22 protein-coding genes, 1 rRNA gene, 2 pseudogenes and 1 riboswitch are annotated in these 26,291 nt (G+C 40.9%); of the genes and pseudogenes, 23 read left to right on the forward strand and 2 right to left on the reverse strand.

Annotation, left to right across the window (positions count from 1 at the left end; translation table 11 throughout):
• The 14 genes from rrf to purD form a co-directional block, all read left to right on the forward strand.
• Positions 1-78 (forward strand): 5S ribosomal RNA (rrf, locus tag AR328_RS23560); the annotation flags it as partial.
• 940 nt (positions 79-1,018) lie between these two features.
• Positions 1,019-1,540: a DUF2179 domain-containing protein gene (locus tag AR328_RS17605; RefSeq protein ID WP_197414492.1), complete on the forward strand. Its 522-nt coding sequence runs from the start codon at positions 1,019-1,021 to the stop codon at positions 1,538-1,540.
• Positions 1,537-1,740 (forward strand): NETI motif-containing protein, encoded by a 204-nt coding sequence (locus AR328_RS17610; protein WP_066298992.1) that lies wholly within the window; start codon positions 1,537-1,539, stop codon positions 1,738-1,740. Before AR328_RS17605 ends, AR328_RS17610 begins: the two co-directional genes overlap by 4 nt.
• 93 nt (positions 1,741-1,833) lie before the next feature.
• A riboswitch (purine riboswitch) is annotated at positions 1,834-1,936 on the forward strand.
• A gap of 141 nt (positions 1,937-2,077) precedes the next feature.
• The gene (purE, locus tag AR328_RS17615; RefSeq protein ID WP_066298994.1) at positions 2,078-2,563 is read left to right on the forward strand and encodes a 5-(carboxyamino)imidazole ribonucleotide mutase; all 486 of its coding nucleotides are present in this window, start codon (positions 2,078-2,080) and stop codon (positions 2,561-2,563) included.
• Complete coding sequence (purK, locus tag AR328_RS17620; protein ID WP_197414487.1) at positions 2,550-3,689, forward strand: 5-(carboxyamino)imidazole ribonucleotide synthase; 1,140 nt, start codon at positions 2,550-2,552, stop codon at positions 3,687-3,689. Before purE ends, purK begins: the two co-directional genes overlap by 14 nt.
• A 22-nt stretch (positions 3,690-3,711) precedes the next feature.
• Positions 3,712-5,004, forward strand: a complete 1,293-nt coding sequence (gene purB, locus AR328_RS17625; protein ID WP_066298996.1) for an adenylosuccinate lyase — start codon at positions 3,712-3,714, stop codon at positions 5,002-5,004.
• A 56-nt stretch (positions 5,005-5,060) separates the two neighbouring features.
• On the forward strand, positions 5,061-5,315 hold the full coding sequence (gene purS, locus AR328_RS17630) for a phosphoribosylformylglycinamidine synthase subunit PurS (RefSeq protein WP_066298998.1): 255 nt from the start codon (positions 5,061-5,063) through the stop codon (positions 5,313-5,315).
• Positions 5,312-5,995, forward strand: a complete 684-nt coding sequence (gene purQ, locus AR328_RS17635; protein WP_066299001.1) for a phosphoribosylformylglycinamidine synthase subunit PurQ — start codon at positions 5,312-5,314, stop codon at positions 5,993-5,995. The genes purS and purQ overlap by 4 nt, the downstream gene beginning before the upstream one ends.
• A complete protein-coding gene (purL, locus tag AR328_RS17640; protein ID WP_066299009.1) occupies positions 5,979-8,198 on the forward strand; it encodes a phosphoribosylformylglycinamidine synthase subunit PurL in 2,220 nt (739 codons plus the stop codon). Before purQ ends, purL begins: the two co-directional genes overlap by 17 nt.
• Positions 8,183-9,598 (forward strand): amidophosphoribosyltransferase, encoded by a 1,416-nt coding sequence (gene purF / locus AR328_RS17645; RefSeq protein WP_066299397.1) that lies wholly within the window; start codon positions 8,183-8,185, stop codon positions 9,596-9,598. The genes purL and purF overlap by 16 nt, the downstream gene beginning before the upstream one ends.
• Positions 9,599-9,711: 113 nt before the next feature.
• Positions 9,712-10,737: a phosphoribosylformylglycinamidine cyclo-ligase gene (purM, locus tag AR328_RS17650; protein ID WP_066299017.1), complete on the forward strand. Its 1,026-nt coding sequence runs from the start codon at positions 9,712-9,714 to the stop codon at positions 10,735-10,737.
• The gene (purN, locus tag AR328_RS17655) at positions 10,737-11,309 is read left to right on the forward strand and encodes a phosphoribosylglycinamide formyltransferase (RefSeq protein ID WP_066299019.1); all 573 of its coding nucleotides are present in this window, start codon (positions 10,737-10,739) and stop codon (positions 11,307-11,309) included. The genes purM and purN overlap by 1 nt, the downstream gene beginning before the upstream one ends.
• Positions 11,310-11,381: 72 nt before the next feature.
• Positions 11,382-12,917 (forward strand): bifunctional phosphoribosylaminoimidazolecarboxamide formyltransferase/IMP cyclohydrolase, encoded by a 1,536-nt coding sequence (gene purH / locus AR328_RS17660; RefSeq protein ID WP_066299021.1) that lies wholly within the window; start codon positions 11,382-11,384, stop codon positions 12,915-12,917.
• A gap of 18 nt (positions 12,918-12,935) precedes the next feature.
• Positions 12,936-14,192, forward strand: coding sequence for a phosphoribosylamine--glycine ligase (gene purD, locus AR328_RS17665; protein ID WP_066299024.1), 1,257 nt, complete (start codon positions 12,936-12,938; stop codon positions 14,190-14,192).
• On the opposite strand, the gene AR328_RS23405 is transcribed toward purD, so the two are convergent.
• Positions 14,185-14,298: an EYxxD motif small membrane protein gene (locus AR328_RS23405; protein ID WP_331457198.1), complete on the reverse strand. Its 114-nt coding sequence runs from the start codon at positions 14,296-14,298 to the stop codon at positions 14,185-14,187. The genes purD and AR328_RS23405 overlap by 8 nt on opposite strands.
• 56 nt (positions 14,299-14,354) lie before the next feature.
• Positions 14,355-14,621 carry a YgaP family membrane protein gene (locus AR328_RS17670; RefSeq protein WP_225313814.1) on the reverse strand — a complete coding sequence of 89 codons (267 nt, stop codon included), beginning with the start codon at positions 14,619-14,621 and terminating at the stop codon, positions 14,355-14,357.
• A 186-nt stretch (positions 14,622-14,807) separates the two neighbouring features.
• On the opposite strand from AR328_RS17670, the gene AR328_RS17675 reads away from it, so the two are divergent.
• The 9 genes and pseudogenes from AR328_RS17675 to AR328_RS22360 all read left to right on the forward strand — a co-directional run.
• Positions 14,808-16,550, forward strand: coding sequence for an adenine deaminase C-terminal domain-containing protein (locus tag AR328_RS17675; protein ID WP_066299399.1), 1,743 nt, complete (start codon positions 14,808-14,810; stop codon positions 16,548-16,550).
• 129 nt (positions 16,551-16,679) lie between these two features.
• Positions 16,680-17,741, forward strand: coding sequence for a DUF3048 domain-containing protein (locus AR328_RS17680; RefSeq protein ID WP_066299033.1), 1,062 nt, complete (start codon positions 16,680-16,682; stop codon positions 17,739-17,741).
• A gap of 27 nt (positions 17,742-17,768) precedes the next feature.
• Positions 17,769-18,077 carry a YerC/YecD family TrpR-related protein gene (locus AR328_RS17685; protein ID WP_066299035.1) on the forward strand — a complete coding sequence of 103 codons (309 nt, stop codon included), beginning with the start codon at positions 17,769-17,771 and terminating at the stop codon, positions 18,075-18,077.
• Positions 18,078-18,239: 162 nt separating this feature from the next.
• Positions 18,240-18,923 carry a heptaprenylglyceryl phosphate synthase gene (locus AR328_RS17690; protein WP_066299036.1) on the forward strand — a complete coding sequence of 228 codons (684 nt, stop codon included), beginning with the start codon at positions 18,240-18,242 and terminating at the stop codon, positions 18,921-18,923.
• 68 nt (positions 18,924-18,991) lie between these two features.
• A pseudogene (locus AR328_RS17695) lies at positions 18,992-19,675 on the forward strand (UvrD-helicase domain-containing protein); the annotation flags it as partial.
• Positions 19,676-20,417: 742 nt separating this feature from the next.
• A pseudogene (locus AR328_RS17700) lies at positions 20,418-21,962 on the forward strand (3'-5' exonuclease); the annotation flags it as partial.
• Between the two features lie 35 nt (positions 21,963-21,997).
• Positions 21,998-24,004: an NAD-dependent DNA ligase LigA gene (gene ligA, locus AR328_RS17705; RefSeq protein WP_066299042.1), complete on the forward strand. Its 2,007-nt coding sequence runs from the start codon at positions 21,998-22,000 to the stop codon at positions 24,002-24,004.
• A gap of 192 nt (positions 24,005-24,196) precedes the next feature.
• Positions 24,197-25,345 carry a CamS family sex pheromone protein gene (locus tag AR328_RS17710; RefSeq protein WP_066299048.1) on the forward strand — a complete coding sequence of 383 codons (1,149 nt, stop codon included), beginning with the start codon at positions 24,197-24,199 and terminating at the stop codon, positions 25,343-25,345.
• Between the two features lie 243 nt (positions 25,346-25,588).
• The coding region (locus AR328_RS22360) for an aldehyde dehydrogenase family protein (protein ID WP_156422749.1) at positions 25,589-26,291 on the forward strand (703 nt) is incomplete at its 3' end.

Genomic DNA, 26,291 nt, shown 5'->3' on the forward strand with positions numbered 1-26,291 from the left:
CCGAACACGGAAGTTAAGCTTTTCAGCGCCGATGGTAGTTAGGGGCTGTCCCCTTGTGAGAGTAGGACGTCGCTAGGCAAAAGAAAGAACAGCTGTTTAGGCTGTTCTTTTTGTATGGAGTTTTATTTTTAAGGTCATGATATAACTGCGTATTGAATTTACCGTGTTTGAAAATAAACGGAGAAACTCCGTTTAAAATTGGAAATACTCATATTTCCTTAAAAATAAGGGGAGGATTTCCGTTTATCGTACCCAAATCTTTGGACTTTGTCCTTTTTTGAGCAGTTAATCGGAATATGTCCGCCTATTTCCCCCTCTTAACCCTCTTTTTTATACATTAGCCGGAATTTCTCCGCTTATGAATTCTCATACATGTTAGAGCCATTTTAAAAATACAAAAAAATGCTATTTCATCATGTAAGATAATCCACATGGACTAATTAGTTCAGTTTTTGTGGAGAAAAGCTGTACAAAACTTTGGTCATTTAGTTTTGCGGACACCAGGTACGCTAATTGTCCAAAAATGGGGTAAATCTTAATGTTTTAGGTCACAGCTTCCGCTATTTTGAAAAATAACAGTGATTTCCTTAGTTTTTTCGTTAATAGCGGACTCAGTGTCCGCGTAGCCCTTAATTAGGGGCATTTAATGAAAATAACGGATTTATAGTCCGCACGTATCTCTCCAACGGCCAAATTTAGCAAAATAAAAGGAAAACCCCGGAATCTACTAGTAACGAATGATAACATAAAGGCCAGCCCCACAATACCAACCCACCAACTTCAACCCACCACCCATCAACCATCCACGCCCCCCAATAACAACCAAAACGCATTTTATTCATCTTAAGCAATCTTCATTCTAAAACGAATATTCCCCCTTCGCAAATACACAAATCTTATGTACAATTAATATTCAATATTAGGTGTTAAAATGGTAATCAAAAGGGAATGAACAATATATTAGCAGTGGACTGTCACTATAAAGGGGGAGCTTTCTTTGTTAGAAAGTGGTTTTTTAATGATCACTATTATTCTTTTAATCAATATTGTGTATGTATCCTTTTTTACAATTAGAATGATCTTAACGTTAAAAGGCCAGAGATACTTGGCTGCTTTTATTAGTATGATTGAAGTTGTTATTTATGTAGTCGGGTTAGGTTTGGTTCTTGATAACTTGAATGAGATCCAGAATTTGATTGCTTACGCGGTTGGTTATGGGATTGGTGTGATAGTTGGGATGAAAATTGAGGAAAAGCTTGCTCTTGGTTATATTACCGTGAATGTGATAACAAAGGAATATGATTTGGATATGCCGAAGATGCTAAGGGAAAAGGGGTATGGTGTAACATCCTGGGCCGCTAACGGATTAGAAGGGGACCGGATGGCTCTGCAGATTCTGACACCAAGAAAATATGAATTAAAGCTGTACCATACGATTAAAGAGCTTGATCCGAAAGCGTTTATTATTGCGTATGAGCCGAAAACCATTCATGGCGGCTTCTGGGTGAAAAGCGTAAAGAAAGGGAAGTTATTTTCATGAGTAAAGGAAAAAAGAAAATGGTTTTTGAAGTGCAGGAAAATGAAACCATTGATATGTGTCTAGAGCGAATAAAAAAGGCAGGATATTTTCCTGTTAGAAGAACAGAAAAGCCGATTTTTGAGGAAAAAAAGACAGGCCAAACGACTACCTATGAGCCAGTAGGACGCCAGATTCTATTCGAAGCCAAAGTAATTGAATGACAAAACACGAACGATATATAAGTAAATATATGTATTGTTCGATTATTGGTTGACATGACCATCAATAGTTGTTAAGATGTGCATATAAGAAATAAATGAAGCGAATAATACCCTCGTATAATAATGGGAATAAGGCCCGTAAGTTTCTACCCAATAACCGTTAATTTATTGGACTATGAGGGAAAGTAAATATGACTGGCGTAAATAGGAATTCATCCTGTTCTATTTAGGTGTGTTCCTGTATGCTTTTTTGCCCAGGCAAATACTTTCTCTCTATGAAGATAGTATTTGCCTGGGCTTTTTATTTAGTATAAAACTTAGTGCTGGAGGTAAAAAGATGGCAGAAGTTGCAGTGATCATGGGTAGTAAATCAGATTGGGAAACGATGAAGCATGCTTGCGATATACTAGATGAGCTTGAAATTCAATATGAAAAAAAGGTTGTTTCCGCCCATCGAACTCCAGATCTTATGTTTGAATATGCGGAAAAGGCGAGAGAAAAAGGCATTAAGGTTATTATTGCCGGGGCTGGAGGGGCTGCTCATCTTCCAGGTATGGTTGCAGCAAAAACGACACTTCCGGTTATCGGTGTTCCAGTCCAATCAAAAGCGCTAAACGGTTTGGACTCTTTGCTCTCCATTGTACAGATGCCAGGTGGAGTGCCGGTAGCAACAGTAGCTATTGGCAAGGCAGGTGCGACAAATGCCGGTCTGCTTGCTGCACAAATGCTTGGTGCATTTGATTCACATATGGCAGATCGTCTAGAACAAAAAAGAGAAAACACGAAACAAGAAGTTTTAGAAAGTAGTGATGAGCTTGTCTAAAAAAGTCATTTTACCAGGTCAAACGATTGGAATTATTGGCGGTGGACAATTAGGAAGAATGATGGCAATTGCCGCAAAAGCACAAGGATTTAGGATTGCAGTGCTTGACCCGACCGAAGATTCACCATGCGGGCAAGTCGCGGATCATGCCATCATCGGCGAATATGACAGCATTGATTCTATAAAGGAACTGGCAAAAGTAAGTGATGTCATTACGTATGAATTTGAAAATATTAACGCGGAAGCATTGGATTGGCTATGTACCAACACTTATGTCCCTCAAGGATCAACATTGCTTGAGATAACACAGGACCGAACAAAGGAAAAAGCAGCTATCCAGAAGGCAGGAGCAGAAGTCGCTCCCTATGCAGTAATCGAAACTATAGATGATATTAATAAACACATCGGAAGCCTCGGATTTCCGGCCGTCTTAAAGACAGCTAGGGGCGGATATGACGGAAAAGGACAATACGTCATTAAAAACGAGCAAGAAATTGTAGAAGCGGTAAAGCTTCTTGAAAATGGACTTTGTGTCCTTGAAAAGTGGATTCCCTTTGAAAAAGAAATCTCGGTTATTATTTTTCGTAGCGTTTCTGGTGAAACGGCTGTTTTGCCAGTTGGAGAAAATATTCATAAAGACAATATTCTTCATCAAACAATCGTGCCGGCAAGAATTTCGGAACAGGCAAAGGAAAAAGCAGTTCATGCGGCTAAGCAGCTTGCAGAAGCATTCGACCTCGTCGGAACATTGGCAGTCGAGATGTTCTTGACAGATGATGATCACATTTACATCAATGAACTTGCACCAAGGCCGCATAATTCAGGGCATTATTCCATTGAAGCTTGTGAAACCTCGCAGTTTGAGCAGCATATCCGTGCAGTTTGCAATTGGCCGCTTGGCAATACACAACTATTAAAACCGGCCGTAATGGTAAACATATTAGGAGAACATCAGGAACCATTAATAAAGAAGATTCCGTCATTAAATGATTGGAAAATTCATTTGTACGGTAAAAAGGATGCCAAACATAAACGCAAAATGGGTCATGTCACTCTCTTGCGCGATTCAGTTGAAACGGCAATTAGTGAAGCTGAGGATAGCGGCATTTGGTCCGATGTGAAATAAAAGATCGGGGGCTGGCTAATCGATGATTGAACGCTATACAAGACCAGAAATGGGTGCGATTTGGGCGGAGGAGAATCGGTTTCAAGCGTGGTTAGAGGTTGAAATTCTTGCATGTGAAGCCTGGGCGGAGCTTGGGGATATTCCAAAAGAGGATGTTCAGAAAATCCGCGAGAATGCTTCTTTTAATATAGATCGCATTAAAGAAATTGAGAAAGAGACAAGACATGATGTTGTGGCTTTTACCCGTGCGGTTTCTGAGACACTCGGTGATGAAAGAAAATGGGTTCATTACGGATTAACGTCAACAGATGTGGTGGATACGGCTCTTTCCTACCAAATTAAGCAATCCAATCAAATCCTTCTTAAAGATCTTGAACGTTTCGTTGAAATTTTGAAAAACAAAGCACAACAACATAAGTATACAGTGATGATGGGCCGTACGCATGGTGTCCATGCAGAGCCAACTACTTTCGGACTGAAGCTTGCCCTTTGGTATGAGGAAATGAAGCGTAACGTAAATCGCTTTAAGGAAGCAGCTGAAGGCATAGAATTTGGGAAAATTTCAGGAGCCGTTGGAACATACGCGAATATTGATCCTTATGTAGAGAAATATGTATGCGAGAAGCTCGGCTTAAAGCCGGCACCTATTTCAACACAGACATTACAGCGTGATCGCCATGCGCACTATATGAGCACAATCGCTTTAATTGCCACATCCATTGAAAAATTTGCGACAGAAATCCGCGGACTTCAAAAGAGTGAAACCCGTGAGGTAGAAGAGTTCTTTGCAAAAGGTCAGAAGGGCTCATCGGCTATGCCGCATAAACGAAACCCAATCGGTTCAGAAAATATGACTGGAATGGCTAGGGTGATACGCGGATATATGCTCACTGCCTACGAAAACGTAGCATTATGGCATGAACGAGATATCTCTCATTCCTCTGCGGAAAGAATCATTATTCCGGATGCAACGATTGCCTTAAACTATATGCTTAATCGCTTTGGTCATATTGTGAAGAATTTAACAGTATTCTCCGATAATATGAAAAGAAATATGGACCGGACATTAGGGCTAATCTACTCACAGCGTGTCTTGCTCGCACTAATCGACAAAGGTCTAACCCGTGAGGAAGCCTATGATACAGTCCAGCCTCGAGCAATGGAAGCGTGGGAAAGGCAAGTTCCGTTTCGCAGCTTGATCGAGCAAGACCATACAATCACAGCCAAGCTTTCTAACGCTGAGATAGAAGATTGCTTTGACTATAACTACCATATCAAGCATGTCGACACCATTTTTGAAAGACTAGGTTTATAACTTCACCAAACTGATACAAATAAAAATATAATAGCCAAACTGGGAGGCCAAACAGTATGTACAAAGTAAAAGTATTCGTCACATTAAGAGAAAGTGTTATTGATCCTCAAGGTACAGTTGCAAAAGATTCGCTTCACAAGCTAAATTACGGCGAAGTGTCCGATGTTCGTATTGGTAAATATATAGAGTTAACTTTAGAAAAAACAGATCGTAATATCGATGAAATCGTAAAGGAAATGTGTGAGAAGTTATTAGTTAACTTGAATGTCGAAGATTACCGTTTTGAAATCGAGGAGGTAGTTGCTCAGTGAAGCTAGCAGTCATTGCTTTTCCAGGTTCCAATGAGGTTGATATGTACAATGCTGTAAAAGATGTTCTCGGGAAAGAAGTGGAGATTGTTAGTCACGAGGCGGAAACTCTTGAAGGTTTTGACGGAATCATCCTCCCAGGCGGCGCGTCATTTGGGGATTATCTACGCCCAGGTGCCATTGCATGTCATAGCCCAATTATACAAGAAGTGAAAAAAGCAGCAGAAGCAGGAAAGCCGGTAATCGGCGTTAGCAACGGGTTCCAAATTTTATTAGAAGCAGGTATTCTTCCAGGAGCCATGAAACAAAATGAAGGCTTAGAGTTTATCTGTCGCTCAGTGGAAGTAAAAGTTGAAAATAATGAGACGATGTTTACTTCTGAATATCAACAAAATGAAGTTCTTTCACTTCCAATCGCACACTGGAATGGCAATTACTATTGTAATGAGGAAACACTGAAAAGCTTAAAAGAAAATAAGCAAATTGTCTTTACTTATAACGGCTCTAACCCAAATGGAAGCCTTGAAAATATCGCTGGGATTACGAACGAAAAAGGGAATGTTTTAGGAATCATGCCTCATGCGGAAAGAGCAGTTGAAGAGATTATCGGAGGATTAGATGGTCTTAAACTTTTTCAATCGATCGTGAAAAATTGGAGGGAAGCACATGTCGCTAATGCTTGAACAAAGTCCAGAACAAATTAAAGCAGATAAAATATATAGAGAAATGGGTTTGACGGATGAAGAATTTGCGATGATTGAGAAAATTCTCGGCCGCCTTCCAAACTACACTGAGACAGGTCTATTTTCCGGCATGTGGTCTGAACACTGCAGCTATAAAAGCTCTAAACCGATTTTAAGAAAATTCCCTACAACGGGTGAAAGAGTTCTTCAAGGTCCTGGGGAAGGAGCAGGAATTGTTGACATTGGCGATGAGCAAGCGGTTGTTTTCAAAATTGAAAGCCATAACTCTCCATCCGCTATTGAGCCATATGAAGGGGCAGCAACGGGTGTTGGCGGAATTCTTCGCGATGTCTTTTCAATGGGAGCAAGACCCATTGCCGCACTAAATTCATTACGCTTTGGTGAATTAGATTCCCCGCGTGTGAAGTATTTATTCAAAGAAGCGGTTGCCGGTATTGCTGGCTATGGGAACCGAATTGGCGTCCCGACTGTTGGCGGAGAAGTTCAGTTTGATCCAGCCTACGAAAAAAATCCGCTCGTGAACGCAATGGTAGTTGGGTTGCTTGACCATAAGGATATTCAAAAAGGACAGGCGCGTGGAGTCGGAAACACGGTCATGTATGTCGGAGCACCAACAGGCCGCGATGGAATTAACGGAGCATCCTTCTCTTCTGCTGAATTAAAAGATGAACCAGTTGAAGAACGCTCTGCAGTTCAAGCAGGTGATCCGTTCCTAGAAAAGCGTCTAATGGAAGCTTGCCTTGAGTTAGTTCAATCAGATGCGCTGATAGGTATTCAAGATATGGGGGCAGCTGGCCTAACGAGTTCTTCAGCGGAAATGGCAAGTAAAGCAGGTTCAGGAGTTGAAATAAACTTAGACCTCGTTCCTCAGAGAGAACCCGGAATGTCTGCTTTTGAAATGATGCTTTCTGAATCCCAAGAGAGAATGCTGATCGTTGTAAAAGTTGGCAGAGAGCAAGAAATCACCGATCTTTTTGCAAAATATGATCTTGAGGCTGTTTCAGTTGGAAAAGTAACAGACGATAAAATGCTCCGTCTGCTTCATAAAGGTGAAGTCGTAGCAGAACTCCCTGCAGATGCATTAGCAGAGGATGCGCCTGTCTATAATAAGCCATCACAAGAACCGGCATATTTCCGTGAGTTCCAAGCAATGGAAAATGATATTCCTGCGGTAAGTGATTATAAAGAAACGCTTGTTAAGCTTCTCGGGCAACCAACGATTGCAAGTAAAGAATGGGTATATAATCAGTTTGATCATATGGCTGGTACAAATACAGTTGTTGCCCCTGGTTCTGATGCAGCGGTTGTTAGAATCCGCGGAACACGCAAAGGCTTGGCCATGACAACGGACTGTAATGGACGCTATGTCTATCTTGATCCAGAAACAGGCGGAAAAATTGCCGTTTCTGAAGCAGCGAGAAATATCGTTTGCTCTGGCGGAGAGCCGTTAGCCGTTACGGATAACTTAAACTTTGGCAGCCCTGATAACCCGGAAATTTTCTGGCAAATCGATCAATCTGCTGATGGAATCAGTGAAGCATGCCGCAAATTAAACACACCAGTTATTGGCGGAAATGTTTCCTTATCCAATCAATATGACGGGAAAGCTATTTATCCAACACCTACAATTGGCATGGTCGGACTCCTTACAGATATTGACCACGCAACAACTCAATATTTTAAAGAAGCAGGAGACCTAATCTATTTATTAGGTGAAACGAAAGATGAATTCGGCGGAAGTGAATTGCAAAAGTTAACATACGGAAAGATTTTTGGAAAAGCGCCTGAACTGGATTTAGATATAGAAGAAAAGCATCAGAAACAAGTACTGACTGCCATTCGCGCGGGAGTAGTAGCTTCAGCTCATGATTTATCTGAAGGCGGCTTGGCCGTTGCCATTGCTGAAAGCTTAATGGGCGCAAAAGGTCTAGGTGCGAATATAGAGATATCAGGAAATACTGTGTCTGCTTTATTCAGTGAATCTCAATCTCGTTTCTTACTTTCGGTTAAAAAAGAAAACCAAAAAGAATTTGAAGGCTTAGTTGATGCAAAACTACTTGGTGAGGTTACAGATACAGGAGTTCTTCAAATTAATTCTGAAGAGAAGGAAACTGTGCTTACCGAGCAAGTTGATGTACTTCGACAAGCCTGGAAAGGGGCTATTCCATGCCTGCTGAACTAGAAGGTCTACAAGAAGAATGTGGAATTTTCGGTGTATGGGGCCATACAGATGCATCTCAAATAACGTATTATGGTCTTCATAGCCTACAGCATCGAGGTCAAGAGGGAACTGGAATCGTTGTGACAGACGGGTCCAAGCTAAGAGGCGTTAAAGGCGATGGGCTTGTGAATGAAGTATTTACAGCTGAATCGATGAAAGAATTAGCTGGAAGCTCTGCTATCGGTCATGTAAGGTATTCAACTAACGGGGGAAGCGGATATGAAAATATCCAGCCCCTCCTATTCCATTCACAAAGCGGCAGCATGGCTCTTTGTCATAACGGAAGTTTAATCAACGCGAAAGCATTAAGACATCAGCTCGAAAACCAAGGAAGTATTTTTCAAACGAGCTCGGATACGGAAATCTTAGCTCACCTAATTAGAAGAGGCGGTTTTACTACTTTAAAGGACCGGGTGAAAAATGCTTTATCGATGTTAAAAGGAGCCTATGCTTTCCTAGTTATGACGGAAACAGAATTAATTGTTGCTCTTGATCCGAACGGCATGAAGCCTCTTGCTCTTGGAAAACTAGGAGATGCCTATGTTGTTGCATCTGAAACATGTGCCTTTGATATTATCGGAGCAAAATTTGAACGTGATATTCAACCTGGAGAATTGCTTGTTATTAGTAATGAAGGGCTCCATTCGGAAGTATTTTCAGTGGCATCGCAAACAGCCATGTGTGCGATGGAATACATTTATTTTTCACGGCCGGATAGTAATATTAACGGGATCAATGTTCATTCGGCACGAAAAAGACTTGGAAAGCAATTGGCACTTGAAGTTCCGATTGAAGCAGATGTAGTTACAGGTGTTCCAGACTCTAGTATTTCAGTCGCGATTGGATATGCAGAAGCTACTGGAATTCCATATGAAATGGGGCTTATCAAGAATCGTTATGTAGGCCGGACATTCATTAAGCCTTCACAAGCTCTCAGAGAGCAAGGTGTAAAAATGAAGCTTTCTCCTGTTAGAGGTGTGGTAGAAGGAAAGCGAGTGATCATGGTAGATGACTCGATCGTTCGCGGGACAACGAGCAAAAGAATTGTTAATTTGCTTCGCGAAGCTGGCGCAACAGAAGTACATGTGGTGATTAGCTCTCCTACTATTAAAAATCCATGCTTCTATGGGATTGATATGTCCACGAAGAGAGAATTAATTGCTGCAAATCATTCCGTAGAAGAAATTAGAGAGATTCTAGGAGCGGATTCTTTAACCTTTTTAAGTGTAGATGGAATGGTTGAAGCGATTAATAAAAATGAATCTGATCAATCACATGGTCTTTGTCTTGCATGCTTTACAGGCAATTATCCAACTGAAATCAATCCGGTTAAAAACGAGGAAAAGGTTCCAGTCGGTTAATAGGTTTTGATAGGACATAACTTTGAGATGAATTTGATAAAGCGGCATTGAAAGATGTCGCTTTTGTTTTGAAAATAAATGTAAAGCGCTTTTCTGATGAAGGAGGACTACTAATGGCAAATGCATATAAGCAAGCTGGTGTCGATATTGAAGCAGGCTATGAAGCAGTATCGCGTATGAAAAAACATGTAGAGAAAACAATTCGACCTGGTGTTTTCGGCGGACTAGGCGGATTTGGCGGGATGTTTGATTTATCGGTTCTGAATTTAAAAGAACCTGTTCTTGTATCGGGTACAGATGGAGTAGGAACGAAATTAATGCTTGCATTTATGATGGACAAACACGATACAATTGGTATTGATGCTGTCGCAATGTGCGTAAACGATATCGTCGTCCAAGGGGCGGAGCCGATTTATTTCTTAGATTATATTGGCTGCGGAAAAGCTGTGCCATCTAAGATTGAGGCGATTGTTAAAGGGATTGCTGATGGGTGTGAACAAGCAGGCTGTGCATTAGTTGGAGGAGAAACAGCTGAAATGCCAGGCATGTATACGGAAGAAGAATATGATCTTGCTGGATTTGCTGTCGGTGCTTGTGAAAAATCAAACATTATCAGCGGCACAGATATTAAAAGTGGAGACGTATTAATTGGCCTTGCCTCAAGCGGAATCCACAGCAATGGATATTCACTTGTCCGGAAATTATTTTTGGAGCAAGCTAACATGTCGTTAACGGAACATGTGGATGAATTAGGCTGCACGTTAGGAGAAGAGCTTCTGCGTCCAACGAAAATTTATGTTAAGCCAATTCTTTCTGCATTGAATAAATTTAAAATTAAAGGAATGGCTCATATAACAGGCGGCGGTTTTATCGAAAACATTCCGCGTATGCTTCCTGAAGGCTTAGGTGCACAATTACAAGAAAGCAATTGGGAAGTGCCTGCTGTCTTTAAGTTAATGGAGAAGATTGGCGATTTAGACCGTAAAGAAATGTACAATATTTTTAATATGGGTACAGGAATGGTCTTAGCTGTAGATCAAGAAATGGCCCAAGATGTGATGACCCATTTTAATGAGAACGGCGAAAAGGCTTATCTAATCGGAACAGTAACTGATAAAGAAGGAATTGAGATTTTATAATGAAAAAGATCGCAATATTTGCTTCTGGCAGCGGGACGAACTTCCAAGCCATTATAAATGCAGTTCACAAAGGTGAGCTTCAAGCTGATATTCAATTGCTTGTATGTGATAAGCCCGATGCATTTTGTATTAAACGGGCTGTAAAAGGGAAGATTCCTCAGTTTATTTTTTCTGCTAAAGAGTACCCAAATAAAGAAGCTTATGAAAAAGTGATTTTGAATAAGCTTGAAGATCTCAATGTTGAATATATTATTTTGGCTGGCTATATGAGATTGATTGGACAAACTCTTCTGCGGGCATTTGAGGGGAAAATCATTAATATTCATCCTTCCTTGCTGCCTGCTTTTCCAGGGAAAGATGCAATTGGCCAAGCATTTGAAGCGAAAGCAGAGGTTAGCGGGGTAACCGTTCATTTCGTTGATGAAGGAATGGATACAGGCCCGATTATTGCTCAGCAAGAGGTCGAAATTAGTTCAGAAGAAACGATGGAAAGTCTTGAAGCTAAAATCCACAGGATTGAACATCAGCTATATCCAGCTGTTTTACAAAAGTTGCTTACGAACAATTTGTAGGGGCTCTTTCATTTAACTGAACGAAACATTCCTGTATAAGGGAAGGCATTAATTTTTTGGAGGGCAAACTTGATGAAGAAAAGAGCACTAATTAGCGTTTCTGATAAAAGTGGAGTGGCTGAATTCGCAAAGGCATTAAGCGAATTAGGGTTTGAAATTCTTTCCACTGGCGGTACAAAAACGGCATTGGAAGAGATTGGGCTTCCTGTGACAGGCGTCAGCGACGTTACTGGTTTTCCGGAAATATTAGAAGGACGGGTCAAGACGTTAAATCCATTCATCCATGGAGGATTATTAGCGAAGTTTGATGAGCCGAGCCATAAGGAACAATTGGAAGAACACCAAATCCAGCCGATTCATGTCGTATGTGTCAATTTATATCCTTTCCAGCAAACCATTGCCAAACCGGACGTAACAGTGGAGGATGCAATTGAAAATATCGATATCGGCGGACCGGCTATGCTTCGCGCCTCAGCCAAAAACCATGAGTATGTCACGGTTGTAGTCGATCCTTCCGATTATGAGACTGTTTTAAGTCAATTAAAGCAAAACGGTGAGGTAGAAAAGGAAACACGCCGTAAGTTAGCGGCAAAGGTATTCCGTCATACTGCAGCTTATGATGCGATGATTGCGGAATATATGACAAAGCTTGCTAACGAGGAAGCACCTGAAAAATTAACCGTTACGTATGAATTAAAACAATCATTGCGATATGGAGAGAATCCACATCAGAAGGCATCTTTTTACCGGAAGCCGTTAGGCTCAGAGTTTTCGATTGCAAATGCTGAGCAATTACATGGAAAAGAATTATCCTATAATAACATAAATGATGCGGATGCCGCTCTTCAAATTGTAAAGGAATTTACAGAGCCGGCGGCAGTCGCTGTCAAGCATATGAACCCTTGTGGGGTTGGAAGTGGAGAATCGGTTTACGATGCTTTTACAAAAGCATTTGCTGCTGATCCTGTTTCCATTTTTGGCGGAATTATTGCCTTCAATCGGGAAGTAGATAAAGAAACAGCACAAAAATTATATGAAATTTTTCTAGAAATCATTATTGCTCCTTCATTTTCAAAAGAGGCTTTAGAGATTTTAACAGGGAAAAAGAATCTTCGTCTATTAACGATTCCATTTTCTAAACAAGATAAAGAAGAAGTAAAGCTAACATCTATTGAAGGCGGATTATTAATCCAGGATTTTGATGAGTACACACTAGACAACGCAGAAATCACAATTCCAACGAAAAGACAGCCTTCTGATGAAGAATGGAAAGCGTTAAAGCTTGGATGGAAGGTCGTTAAACATGTGAAATCCAATGCGATTGTTGTGAATAACGCGGAAATGACCCTTGGAATTGGCGCAGGTCAAATGAACCGTGTGGGTGCAGCGAAAATTGCCTTGGAACAGGCAGGAGAAAAAGCAAATGGGGCAGCCATGGCATCCGATGCCTTCTTCCCAATGGATGATACAGTTGAAGCAGCAGCGAAGGCTGGCATTACAGCTATCATCCAGCCGGGCGGATCTGTCCGTGATGAGGATTCAATCAAAAAAGCGGATGAGTACGGAATCGCGATGGTATTCACGGGCGTTAGACACTTTAAACATTAAAAGTGGGGGATGTTTATAATGAAGGTACTAGTAATTGGAAGAGGCGGCCGTGAGCACGCTATTTGCAGAAAGCTTTCTGAAAGTCCGTCAGTAGAGAAAGTATTTGTTGCGCCAGGAAACCAAGGCATGGAGGATGTTGCTGAGCTTGTTGCTATTACGGAAGACCAACAGGATCAACTTGTGCAATTTGCGAAAGAATATGAAATTGGCTTAACCGTGATTGGACCAGAAGTTCCCCTGCTTGAAGGTTTATCAGACCGTTTCCAAGAGGAAGGCTTAAAGGTATTTGGTCCTAAAAAAGAAGCGGCAATCATCGAAGGCAGCAAGTCATTTGCGAAAGATTTGATGAAGAAATACAACATTCCTACTGCCGATTATGCGGTATTTTCCACTTATGATGAAGCAAGAGCTTATTTGGAAGAAAAGGGCGCTCCTATCGTCATAAAAGCGGACGGTTTAGCTGCAGGTAAAGGTGTGACCGTTGCGCTTACAATGGATGAGGCGATACAAAGCTTAGAAGAAATGCTTTTAAATGAAAGATTTGGCGAAGCTTCGTCTACTGTTGTCCTGGAGGAGTTTTTGACTGGAGAGGAAATTTCCCTAATGGCTTTCGTAAATGGCGAAACAGTGATCCCTCTTGAGATTGCCCAAGATCATAAACGTGCTTTTGACGGAGATGAGGGTCCGAATACAGGTGGAATGGGTGCATATTCCCCTGTGCCTCATATTAGTGAAGATACGGTACAAACAGCCATTGAAACCATATTAAAACCAACAGCAAAAGCACTTGTTCAAGAAGGGCGGCATTTTTGCGGCGTTCTATACGCAGGACTCATCATTACAGAGGCTGGCCCTAAAGTGATTGAATTTAATGCCCGCTTTGGCGATCCGGAAACACAGGTTGTTCTGCCAAGAATGAAATCAGACTTAGCGGAAGTGATGCTAGCTGTTATTAATGGAGACGCCCCTAACATTATTTGGGATGAACAAGCTATGCTAGGAGTAGTTGCTGCTTCTGTAGGGTATCCAGAGAAATATGAGAAGGGTGCCACTTTATCAGGCTTGCAGGATATTAGCAGCGACGTGCTAGTTTTCCATGCAGGCACAGAAAAGAATAGTGCCGGAGAATTTATCACAAACGGCGGACGCGTTTTCCTTGCAGCAGCAAAAGCAAACACTCTAAAAGAAGCGCAGGATCAGGTTTATTTGGAATTAGAAAAGGTAACCTGCAGCGAAATCTTTTATCGTAAGGATATTGGTTATAAAGCTATCTAGCACGCCTTTTCCTAGACTTTCGCATAAAAGCAAATAGTAAAGCAATGATGCTTCCTACTACTATGATTAGGACAAAGGACATATCAGTTAAATATTCTAAAAACATATTTGGCACTCCTTATTCTTAAGCCCCCGTTTTGGGGGCTTTGTTTTGATTGTAAATTACGTTGGATTATGAGGAACCATTACACTGAATAATTCATCTTCCCCATTATTCCCTTTCATTCGCTCTTGCCCGCATCGATAAAGATCTGTAACTGGACAGTATCTTACAATTCCTTCCGCCACCTTCATGGCTCCGAGCACAACCCAAATAAAATTAGATTGGCGCCAAGGTCTTTTGACAAGTTTTGCGGATGCACAGGACATGACAGAAAGTCCTATAGTAATGCGGATTAACGCATTGACAATCCCGATATTAGGTTTCACATTCAATGGAGCTTCACCTCCTTTAATATTTTTTAAAAACCACCTATTTCTTTAGTGCGTTAAATTGCGAAATATGATAAGATAGTAGAAATGAAAGGGCTTTCTTTTGCTTTTTTTACCAAAATACAATCAGAGCTAATTGAAAAAATAGATTTAACACACAGCAAAACAGGGGGAGGGTTTAACGTGCTGGAACAGAAATTCCGTTGGAAAAATAAGCATTTGCGTGACCATGTTTCAGTATTAGATGGCAAATTGTCGCCGACCATATTACTTAAAAATGCACGGTATCTAAATCAGGCATTCCGTAAATGGATGACGGCAAACATTTGGATTTATAATGATCGCATCGTCTATGTGGGGGAGAGGCTTCCCGAGAAATTAGACGAATGTGAAATCATGGATTGTGAAGGTTTAGTACTTGTTCCAGGATACATTGAACCCCACTCCCATCCGTTTCAATTATATAATCCCCATTCATTTGCCAGCTATGCATCACAATTCGGGACGACAACCTTGATTAATGACAATATGGTCCTTGCCTTGCAATTAGATAGAAAGACAGCGTTTTCCTTTATTGAGGATATGAATCATTTGCCGACATCGATGTATTGGTGGTGCAGATTTGATGCACAAACAGAAATACAGAATGAAGAAACAATATTCTCACATAGCAATATTAAATCATGGCTTGAACATGATGCGGTTCTGCAAGGCGGGGAATTAACAGGCTGGCCGAAATTATTAGATGGCGATGATTTAATTTTGCATTGGATACAGGAAACGAAGAAGAAAGGAAAGAAAATTGAGGGACACTTCCCTGGGGCATCAGAGAAGACGCTGGCAAAGCTTATGCTGCTAGGAGCCGATTGTGACCATGAAGCGATGACGGGAAAAGATGTTTACAATCGATTAATGCAAGGCTATACAGTTTCTCTTAGATATTCATCGATCCGTCCGGATTTACCTGTATTGTTAGATGAAATACATGAACTAGGAATCAATCATTATGATCAAATGATTTTGACGACTGATGGGTCCTCTCCTTCATTTTATGAACAGGGCATCATTGATCAGATGATTCGAATAGCCATTGAAAAGGGAGTCCCGATTATGGACGCCTATAATATGGGAACGATAAATATTGCAAGGCACTATAATATTGAACATTTGCATGGGAACATCGCAACGGGAAGAATCGCCAATATTAATTTTCTGACAGATGAGACAAACCCTACACCTGTTTCTGTTTTAGCAAAGGGAAAGTGGGTCAAGAAGAACGGAGAGCTGCTGGAGGCATACGGGTCTATAGATTGGAAAGATAAAGGCTATAAACCTTTACAAATAGATTGGAATCTTGAGTCGGATGATTTACAATATTCCATGCCGTTTGGGATCAATATGGTGAATACAGTCATTATGAAGCCATATTCCCTCTCTATCGATGTTTCGGCTGACCAGTTATCTACTGACCATGATGAATGTTTTTTCATGCTGGTTGATAAACACGGAAACTGGAGAATTAACACATTGCTTAAAGGCTTTGCCACTCAATTAGACGGGTTTGCCAGTTCTTTTTCTAATACAGGAGACTTTATCCTCATTGGAAAAAGCAAGCAGGATATGATGAACGCCTTTAATCGAATGAAAGAGATTGGTGGAGGTATTACAGTTTCGGAGCAGGGCCGAATTGTTCAGGAAATTCCACTCAGTGTTATGGGCGTGATGTCCAGCGAAAGCGTTGAAAGCATAATTGAAAAAGAAAAAGAGCTCCGCAGCTATTTAAGTGAAAGAGGCTATAAGCACGATGATCCTATTTATTCGCTACTTTTCTTTTCTTCCACCCATTTGCCTTATATTAGGGTCACACAGCAGGGGATCTATGATGTTATGAACAAAACAGTACTCTTTCCAACAATAATGCGTTAAAATGTAAAAGTAGAAAATCTGCATCTAGACTAAACAGAACCAGCATACCAAAGTTTATTGAAATATCCTTACTCACTTCATAAAAAGTGATCGCGGCAAGGAAACTTCACAATCCACAGAGGTGTCTTAATGTTAAAACAATGGATAGCTGCTTTTGCAGCGATCATGCTGCTAGTTTCAGGATGCAGTAAAAATGATAAAACGAACGTAAAGAATGAAGAAAATAATCATGAAGAAACAGCAGGGGAGCAAGAGCAAGTATCCGAACAGGAGGATTTGCCTTATCAATTTCCATTAACAGGTGTCGGAACAGAGGAACAGGCGGAAACAAGAGCAGTAGCTGTCATGATCAATAACCACCCTCAAGCACGTCCTCAATCAGGTCTTGGTCAGGCAGACATTGTCTATGAACTGCTTGCAGAAGGCGATGTGACGAGATTTCTTGCTATTTTTCAAAGTGAACAGCCAGAGAAAATTGGACCGATAAGAAGTGCGAGAGATTATTATATTGAATTGGCAAAAGGCTATGACAGTCTGTATATTGCTCATGGATATAGTCCAGACGCCAAAGTAATGATGGATAGAGGGTATATCGATAATTTAAATGGAATGAACTATGATGGAACGCTTTTTTATCGTTCCACTGACCGAAAAGCTCCGCATAACTCTTATTCGTCCTTTGAGAATTTCTTAAAGGGTGCTGAATTAAGAAATTATGATATGGATAAAGCTCCTGCAGCGCTTACTTTTCTTGATAAACAGGAGATAGAAGCTTTAGACGGGGAAGATGCCAAGTCAGCGATGGTTTCTTATTTTAACAGCAAGCTCTTTAATTCAATCTATGAATATGATGAAACTCTTGAAAAGTATAAGCGGTATTCTAACGGTGAATTAACTGCAGACGAACAAACTAAAGAACCGGTGCTTTTAGATAATATTTTCATCGTAGAAACAGAGCACAAAGTCATTGATTCTGCGGGGCGAAGATCCATCAACCTTATTTCTGGAGGAAGAGGATACTTGCTGCAGAAGGGAAAATGGAAAGAGGTTGAGTGGCAAAGTATTGAGGGTAAAATCCTGCCAATGCAAAATGGCCAAATGATCGGGCTTGCCCCAGGAAAAACATGGATTAATGTAATCCCTTCCAACCCAGGCTTGGAGCAAACTGTTTCTTTTGATGTAACGGAATAGATTCTAAATTTAAAGGGGAATGAACATATGCAAATTGATAAATTAAGAGGGAAAGAGCTGGATCAGTTATTTAAATCGATTTTATCTTTAAAGGATTTAGAAGAATGCTATCGTTTTTTTGATGATTTATGCACAGTTAATGAGATTCAATCTTTAGCCCAGCGTCTTGAAGTTGCCCGAATGCTTACAGAAGGAAAGACTTATCATAAGATCGAGACCGAAACAGGTGCCAGCACCGCAACCATTTCTCGAGTAAAACGCTGCCTCAACTATGGAAATGATGCATACGAAATGGCTTTAGAGAGAATTAAGGAAGACGCATCTGTGAATGAATGATTATATGTTTATGGAAAGGCCGCAGGGATTAACTCCTGCGGCTCTTTTCTTTAATGGAGAATATCTACATTTTTGGATTTTGGTTGTTCCGCGCTTTGCTTTTTGATTCATTTCACAAATGATATAATGTTGAAATGGAATGATAGAATGGGGGAAGTATGGATGTATGATGTACGCGAGTGGCGCCATGTGTTTAAGCTCGATCCAGATAAATATATTTCTGATGAGGATTTAGAAAAGATTTGCGAGTCAGGAACAGACGCGCTTATTGTAGGCGGAACAGATGGAATCACATTAGACAAGGTATTGGACCTAATGGCTCGGATCCGCCGATATACAGTCCCATGTGTGCTGGAAGTATCCTCTATCGAAGCGATTACGCCTGGATTTGATTTATATTTTATTCCAACGGTATTGAACAGCAAGGAGACAAAGTGGATTTCAGGGCTGCACCATGAAGCTGTGAAAGAGTATGGCGATATCATGAATTGGGATGAAATCGTCGTGCAAGGTTATTGTATTCTCAATGAGGAATGCAAAGCTGCTAAGCTTACAAATGCAAATACCGATTTAACCATTGATGATGTCAGGGCTTATGCGATGATGGCAGAGAAAATGTTCCATCTCCCTATTTTTTACTTAGAATATAGCGGAACATACGGAGATGCCGAGCTGCTATCAGAGGTTAGGAAAACGCTTGAGAATACAACCTTATTTTACGGCGGGGGCATAGAAACAGCGGAACAAGCTCTCGAAATGGCTGCCGTTGCCAATGTCATCGTAGTTGGAAATGTTATTTATTCAGATATTCAGGCCGCTTTGGATACGGTCAAAGCTGTACGATAACAGTTGAATGGCATGAGGAAAAGAGTTAATATTAGTAATAGAACATATGTTTGGCGGTGATTAAAGGAATGAATTTTTTAACAGATAAGCTTTTAAAGGGATTAAACCCTGAGCAGCAAAATGCAGTAAAGACAACAGACGGCCCTCTATTAATTATGGCTGGTGCCGGCAGTGGCAAGACAAGGGTGTTAACACACCGAATTGGTTATTTAATGGTAGAAAAAGGAGTCAATCCGTACAATATTTTGGCTATTACGTTCACGAATAAAGCTGCGCGAGAGATGCGTGAAAGAATTCAGCGAATGATGGGCGGAGCGGCTGATGAGATTTGGATCTCTACCTTCCACTCGATGTGTGTGAGGATTTTAAGAAGAGATATTGACCGCATTGGCTTTAACCGTAATTTCACCATTCTAGATACAACCGATCAGCAGTCAGTGATTAAAGGGATATTAAAGGATAAAAACTTAGACCCGAAGAAATTCGATCCCCGAGCCATCCTCGGTTCCATTAGCTCGGCTAAGAATGAACTGACAACACCAGAGGAATATTCGAAAACTACAGGCGACTACTATCAGCAGGTTGTAAGTGATGTATACGCAGAATATCAAAAGAGACTGAGAAGAAACCAAGCGCTAGATTTCGATGACCTTATTATGATAACCATCCAGCTCTTCCAGCGTGTACCGGATGTTCTCGAATACTATCAGAGAAAATTTCAGTACATACATGTTGATGAGTATCAGGATAGTGCGACACGTTGCTAACTGAAAAGGTTAGCCACTAGAATAAATTTCTAGGAGAACTAAGAATCTGAAGAGTCGAATGATGGGGTAACGCCCTGAAAGGCTCGCCTAATCCTCCGAATAGCGTTCGGGCGGTGCAAAACGCCTGAGGGTTATAAGCTCGGTGAAGTCGGTTGAAAGTTATCCTAACGTAAAGTCGAGGAAAGCTCTCTGGAGGCAGAGGGTATGGCTGATAGACCGGGGTTCTACAAAATACCTATGATGAGAAATTAGATGTAACAACCATCTATCGACGAAATTCCGAATGTACGGCTCTAGAGGTATAACTATTCGAAAGGATAGTCCGCCACGCGCGGGTTAGTGAGGTAGAGTAAGATTTGTCTTTATGAAATACCTTATGGTGTTAAAGGCACCATCAAGCTAACAGGGCTAGAGGAATCATCTAAGGGTATATGTATAGATAAGATTCTTGGAACGTGGTAAGCCGGTAACGTGGAGAGTTTGCACTCTATGAAGCGGTGTTAGGAAAGCATTAATTGTATAACTAACTTTATATCGGTGAAGGTAGTGGCACAGTACCGGTGAAGCTGTGATAACAAGCAGTGGAGGGATAGCCACTAGTCAACTAATAGAAGATTACATAACGAGCTTCTAGTTGATGGGGCGCCGTATGAGGTGAAAGTCTCACGTACGGTGCTAAGCGGGGGAAAAGACGGAGATGACTTCAAACTCTTACCTATCGCAACCAAACCGAGCACAATATATGCTCGTAAAGCTTTTAGCAGCAAGGTTTAGGAATCTATGTGTTGTCGGTGACTCGGATCAGTCTATTTACCGCTGGCGTGGGGCTGATATTGCCAATATCCTTTCTTTTGAAAAAGATTATTCCAATGCTAAGGTGATTCTGCTTGAGCAAAATTACCGGTCCACGAAAAGAATTCTTCTTGCAGCCAATCAAGTGATCGCTAGAAATATGAATCGTAAGGCGAAAAATCTTTGGACAGAAAATCCTGAAGGAAATAAGATTTTCTATTATCGGGCTGATAGTGAGCAAGGGGAGGCTCAATTTGTTGTCGGCAAAATTAATGAGCTTACGAAAGACGGAAAGCGGAATTTATCGGATATTGCGATTCTTTACCGAACGAATGCCCAATCGCGTGTAATGGAGGAAGTTCTTTTAAAATCAAACATCGAATACTCCATCGTTGGCGGAATTAAGTTCTATGACCGTAAGGAAATTAAAGATATTCTCGCTTATTTAAGACTGATTGCCAACCCTAGTGACGATATTAGCTTGCAAAGAATTATTAATGTCCCGAAACGCGGAATAGGTTCAGGAACAATTGATAAGATTGCTAACTTCGCGTTGCTGCACGAAATGACGATGTTTGAGGCGTTACAATCGATTGAACTAATCGGTTTAAGCCCGAAGATTACAAAAGCGGCAGCAGAATTTAGGGATTTAATCAATAACTATACACAAATGCAGGAATACCTGTCCGTTACGGAATTAGTAGAAGAATTGCTAGAGAAATCAGGCTATCGAGAAATGCTGATTGCAGAAAAATCAATTGAAGCTCAAAGCCGTCTCGAAAACTTGGATGAATTTCTATCTGTAACGAAAAGCTTTGAGGAAGCTAGTGATGATAAAAGCTTAGTGGCCTTTTTAACGGATTTAGCGTTAGTCGCTGATATTGATAAGTTAGATGATGACGGAGAAAAAGCGGATGCAGTTGTCTTAATGACGCTTCACTCGGCTAAAGGTCTTGAATTCCCAACTGTCTTTTTAATTGGTCTAGAGGAAGGGGTTTTCCCTCACAGCCGGTCATTAATGGAAGAGGCAGAAATGGAGGAAGAACGCAGGCTGGCGTATGTTGGAATTACGAGAGCAGAGGAAGAGTTATTTATAACTAATGCTCAATTGAGAACATTATTCGGACGTACGAATATGAATCCGCCATCTCGCTTTATAAGAGAAATACCTGAAGACTTGCTCGATGGACTCCAGCCGGCAAGAAGATCGGCTTCGCCTTTCGGAGGAACAGCGCTAGGGTCTTCAGCGGAAGGAAGACCAACGCCTAGAAGGCCGGTAATTCGTCCAGCCATGAATGCAACAGGTGGGGATGAATTAGGCTGGAAGGTTGGCGACAAAGCGGTGCATGGCAAATGGGGTACGGGTACCGTTGTTAGTGTGAAGGGGGAAGGAGAAGGCATTGAATTGGATATTGCTTTCCCAAAACCAATCGGGATCAAACGATTATTGGCTAAGTTTGCGCCGATAACTAAGGGATAACGGCATGTGCTTTTTCTATGAAAGGGGTTGAATCTATGGATCTTCAAATGGCCGAAAAAAAAGTAAATGAATTGAAAAATTTATTAAATCAATATAACTATGAGTATCATGTTCTTGATCAGCCATCTGTTCCGGATGCGGAGTACGACCGGCTTATGAGAGAATTAGTTGAAATAGAAGAAAGTTTTCCAGAACTCAAATCATCTGATTCACCTACACAGCGGGTTGGTGGAGAAGTTCTTGATATGTTCGAGAAAGTACAGCATCAGTCCCAAATGTTAAGTCTTAGCAATGCTTTTGGCGAGCGGGACTTAATGGATTTTGACCGCCGTATCCGTCAGGCTGTTGGGGATGATTTTTCCTATGTATGTGAGTTGAAAATTGATGGATTAGCCGTGTCTCTTCGCTATGAGGATGGATTATTTGTTCTTGGTGCAACGAGAGGGGATGGATCCACAGGTGAGAATATTACAGCTAATCTAAGAACGATTCGTTCCATTCCGCTCCGCTTAAATAAGGAGGTAACGCTTGAAGCCCGCGGTGAAGCATTCATGCCAAAGCCTTCCTTCGAGGCATTGAATCATCAAAGAGCGGAGAAGGGTGAAGAGCTTTTTGCCAACCCGCGAAATGCTGCAGCGGGCTCACTGCGCCAGCTAGATCCGCGAATCGCGGCTTCAAGAAACCTTGATGTTTTCTTATATAGTGTGACAGATACAGGTGAAACAGCTATCGATTCACATAGTGAGGCATTGGACTTTTTAGATTCGCTAGGATTTAAGACGAATAAACAGCGAAAAAAGTGTGCGGACATCCATGAAGTCATTGAATATGTAGAAAAATGGACGAAAGAACGTCCTCAGCTTCCATATGAAATCGATGGAATTGTAATCAAGGTGGACTCATTTGAACAGCAGCAGGATCTTGGATCAACAGCAAAAAGTCCACGCTGGGCGATCGCCTATAAGTTCCCTGCAGAAGAGGTTATTACAACCTTAAAGGGCATTGAATTGAGCGTAGGAAGAACAGGTGTCGTGACACCAACAGCAATCTTGGAGCCAGTCCGGGTTGCTGGATCTACGGTTCAGCGTGCTTCTCTTCATAATGAGGATTTAATTCGGGAAAAGGATATCCGAATTGGGGATCAGGTCGTTGTGAAAAAAGCAGGAGACATTATTCCTGAGGTGGTTAATGTATTAGCTGACCGGAGAACAGGGGATGAAGAAGAATTTCATATGCCGACTCATTGCCCAGAATGTGAAAGTGATCTCATTCGCCTGGATGGAGAGGTCGCCTTACGCTGTATTAATCCAAAATGTCCAGCACAAATCCGCGAAGGTATCATTCATTTTGTTTCCCGAAATGCAATGAATATTGATGGATTAGGAGAAAAGGTAATTGGCCAATTATTTGCGGAAAATCTAATTCATGATGTTGCGGATTTGTACAAGCTTAAATATGAACAGCTAATTGGGCTTGAACGAATGGGAGAAAAATCAGTTCAAAATTTACTGGCTGCCATTGAAGCCTCTAAGCAAAATTCACTAGAAAAGCTTATTTTTGGATTGGGCATCCGTCATGTTGGCGAAAAAGCGGCTAAAACCATTGCTCAGCAATTTGAATCAATGGCTGGTCTTGAAGCGGCTACCCGCGATGACTTTCTTGCGATAAATGAAATCGGTGAGAAAATGGCTGATTCCATTGTTGCCTTTTTTGAACAAGAGGAGGTTAAAGAACTTCTTCAAGAGCTTAGAGAAGCTGAAGTGAATATGGAATATAAAGGTCCTAAACTCGTAACAGCTGAAAACTCAGAGTCGGTTTTTGCCGGAAAAACAATTGTGTTAACTGGAAAGCTTGAAAGGCTGTCAAGGAATGAAGCAAAGGATCAGATTGAGGCATTTGGCGGTAAAGTATCTGGAAGTGTCAGTAAGAAAACAGATATTGTGATTGCAGGTGAGGATGCAGGTTCGAAGCTGACGAAAGCACAGGAATTAGGCATCGAGATTTGGGATGAAGAGAGACTTGTGGAGGAATTAAAGGATTAGATTTTTATCGCAGATTAACGGGCTGTAAGACCCCCACTTCAAGAAGTTGAGTAAAACGAAAAAATCCTAAGTGGGGGATCAACAGCCCGTAAAGGCCCGATTGGTTCAACTAACAATCAGTGGGGGATGAATGAACTCCCCCACTGATTGAAGTTTCACTTTATAAAGACAAAAGGAGAGAGTGGGAATTCCGTGAAAAAATTCATATTGCTTGCTCTTTCTTTAAGCCTTCTTCTTGCCGGGTGTGCACCAAAGTTCAATCAACAGGATGAAGTGGTTCATGAAAAAGAGGATGCTAAAGAGAAAGCAATAATACCAAGCTATAGGATTTCAGATCAGTACTACCGTACGATTTTGCCTTTTGAACCGAGTGAATCAAGAGGACTAGTCGTAGGAAATATTAACTCAAAATATGATATTACAGAATTTGAAACAGGCCTGATGCGTGTAGCGCAAAACAATTTTGACCCTGATAAATATATGTTTCAAGAAGGACAGCATTTAAAAAGAAAGACAGTCAACCTCTGGCTCAACCGAAAATTCACTTCTGCCCAATTAGAAGAGAATAAATTAAAGGAAGATGACAATATTGGACTTAACCCTCTTGATAACGGAAATGAAGAGACTCCAAAATATTTGGCCCATATTTTAGAACATAATTATCTAATTAAAAATGACGAGGGCAAGTATAAATTGGGAGGAGTCGTCATTGGACTAGCTCTCAATTCCATTTACTATTACCAAAAGATCCAATATGGGCCAACGTATGAAACAAAAATTAGTCATGCAGAACTAGAAAAAGAGGGAAAGAAGCTTGCGGATGAGGTATTAAGCAGATTAAGACAAATGGATCAGCTCAAGGATGTGCCAATTACAATTGCCTTATTTGAACAGCAAAGTAAAACATCCGTTGTTCCAGGAAACTTCTTCGCTTATGCGAATGCCCCAAAGGGCAGCTCTAAACTAGGTGGATGGGAAAAGATTGATGAAAAGTATGTCCAATTTCCATCAACAGCTGCGACTGAAAATCATCGAGATGATTTAACATCCTTTTTGAACTTTAAACAAGATGTTGAAGCTTATTTTCCTAATTTTAATGGGGTAATTGGCAAAGCGTATTATGTTCAGGGACAGATGCAAGAGTTATCCATTAATATTCCAATACAGTTTTATGGAAAGGCTGAAGGGATTGGATTTACCCAATATGTGGCAAGTCTGGTGATGAAACATTTTCCGGAATATATCTCCGTAGAGGTTAATGTTTCATCCGTCTATGGTCCGGAAGCCTTAATTGTCCGTAAAGCTGATCAAAATGAACCATTTGTTCACATTTACAATTAGATGTTTTGAGATGGATCGGAAGAGTCAGAACTCATTATTCATGAAAAATTTACGAGGATGAAGAGAAGTCTGTTTTTTAACTTTCCAAAAATTAACCCGTGTTGTTTGAACGGTTAAATCAAAACATGTTAAAATGGGATTTGGATGCAAAAGCTATACAAAGATAACAGTGAGCACAAAATTGGCGATTCATTTACTATGTGTTCATATGTCATTTTTAGTAGATATGTGGAGGCGAAGAAAATGGTACAACCTTACAGACATGAACCATTTACAAATTTTAAAGTAGAAGAAAACCATCAAGCTTATTTAACTGGTTTAAAAACGGTTGAAGGCTATTTAGGAAAAGACTACGATTTAGTAATTGGCGGAGAACGCATTACGACGGAAGATAAAATTACTTCATACAATCCTGCTAATAAGGAAGAAGTAATTGGCCGTGTGTCTAAAGCAAGCCAAGAGCTAGCTGAAAAAGCCATGCAAGCAGCAGTTGAAGCGTTCAAAACTTGGAAAAAAGTAAAGCCGGAAATTCGCGCAGACGTTCTTTTCAAAGCAGCAGCAATTATCCGCCGCCGCAAGCATGAATTCTCTGCTCTATTAACGAAAGAAGCAGGAAAGCCATGGAATGAGGCAGATGCAGATACAGCAGAAGCAATTGACTTCTTAGAGTATTATGCTCGTCAAATGCTGCGTATTAAAGATGGTGTTCCAGTGAACAGCCGTCCAAACGAATTCAACCGTTATGACTATATTCCACTAGGAGTAGGAATCATTATCTCTCCATGGAACTTCCCGTTAGCGATTATGGCTGGTACAACAGTTGCTGCAATCGTAACAGGAAACACTGTATTACTAAAACCAGCTTCAACAACGCCAATCGTGGCAGCGAAATTCGTTGAAGTAATGGAAGAAGCAGGACTTCCAGCAGGTGTTCTTAACTTCGTTC

This window comes from Bacillus sp. FJAT-29937 (assembly GCF_001509555.1).
GTDB lineage: Bacteria > Bacillota > Bacilli > Bacillales > Cytobacillaceae > Cytobacillus.

Bases quoted from the DNA above. Each gene is read 5' to 3' on its own strand.
- AR328_RS17605 (WP_197414492.1), top strand. From the start codon at position 1,019: ATGATCACTATTATTCTTTTAATCAATATTGTGTATGTATCCTTTTTT.
- AR328_RS17610 (WP_066298992.1), top strand. From the start codon at position 1,537: ATGAGTAAAGGAAAAAAGAAAATGGTTTTTGAAGTGCAGGAAAATGAA.
- purE (WP_066298994.1), top strand. From the start codon at position 2,078: ATGGCAGAAGTTGCAGTGATCATGGGTAGTAAATCAGATTGGGAAACG.
- purK (WP_197414487.1), top strand. From the start codon at position 2,550: ATGAGCTTGTCTAAAAAAGTCATTTTACCAGGTCAAACGATTGGAATT.
- purB (WP_066298996.1), top strand. From the start codon at position 3,712: ATGATTGAACGCTATACAAGACCAGAAATGGGTGCGATTTGGGCGGAG.
- purS (WP_066298998.1), top strand. From the start codon at position 5,061: ATGTACAAAGTAAAAGTATTCGTCACATTAAGAGAAAGTGTTATTGAT.
- purL (WP_066299009.1), top strand. From the start codon at position 5,979: ATGTCGCTAATGCTTGAACAAAGTCCAGAACAAATTAAAGCAGATAAA.
- purF (WP_066299397.1), top strand. From the start codon at position 8,183: ATGCCTGCTGAACTAGAAGGTCTACAAGAAGAATGTGGAATTTTCGGT.
- purM (WP_066299017.1), top strand. From the start codon at position 9,712: ATGGCAAATGCATATAAGCAAGCTGGTGTCGATATTGAAGCAGGCTAT.
- purN (WP_066299019.1), top strand. From the start codon at position 10,737: ATGAAAAAGATCGCAATATTTGCTTCTGGCAGCGGGACGAACTTCCAA.
- purH (WP_066299021.1), top strand. From the start codon at position 11,382: ATGAAGAAAAGAGCACTAATTAGCGTTTCTGATAAAAGTGGAGTGGCT.
- purD (WP_066299024.1), top strand. From the start codon at position 12,936: ATGAAGGTACTAGTAATTGGAAGAGGCGGCCGTGAGCACGCTATTTGC.
- AR328_RS23405 (WP_331457198.1), bottom strand. From the start codon at position 14,298: ATGTTTTTAGAATATTTAACTGATATGTCCTTTGTCCTAATCATAGTA.
- AR328_RS17680 (WP_066299033.1), top strand. From the start codon at position 16,680: ATGTTAAAACAATGGATAGCTGCTTTTGCAGCGATCATGCTGCTAGTT.
- AR328_RS17685 (WP_066299035.1), top strand. From the start codon at position 17,769: ATGCAAATTGATAAATTAAGAGGGAAAGAGCTGGATCAGTTATTTAAA.
- AR328_RS17690 (WP_066299036.1), top strand. From the start codon at position 18,240: ATGTATGATGTACGCGAGTGGCGCCATGTGTTTAAGCTCGATCCAGAT.
- ligA (WP_066299042.1), top strand. From the start codon at position 21,998: ATGGATCTTCAAATGGCCGAAAAAAAAGTAAATGAATTGAAAAATTTA.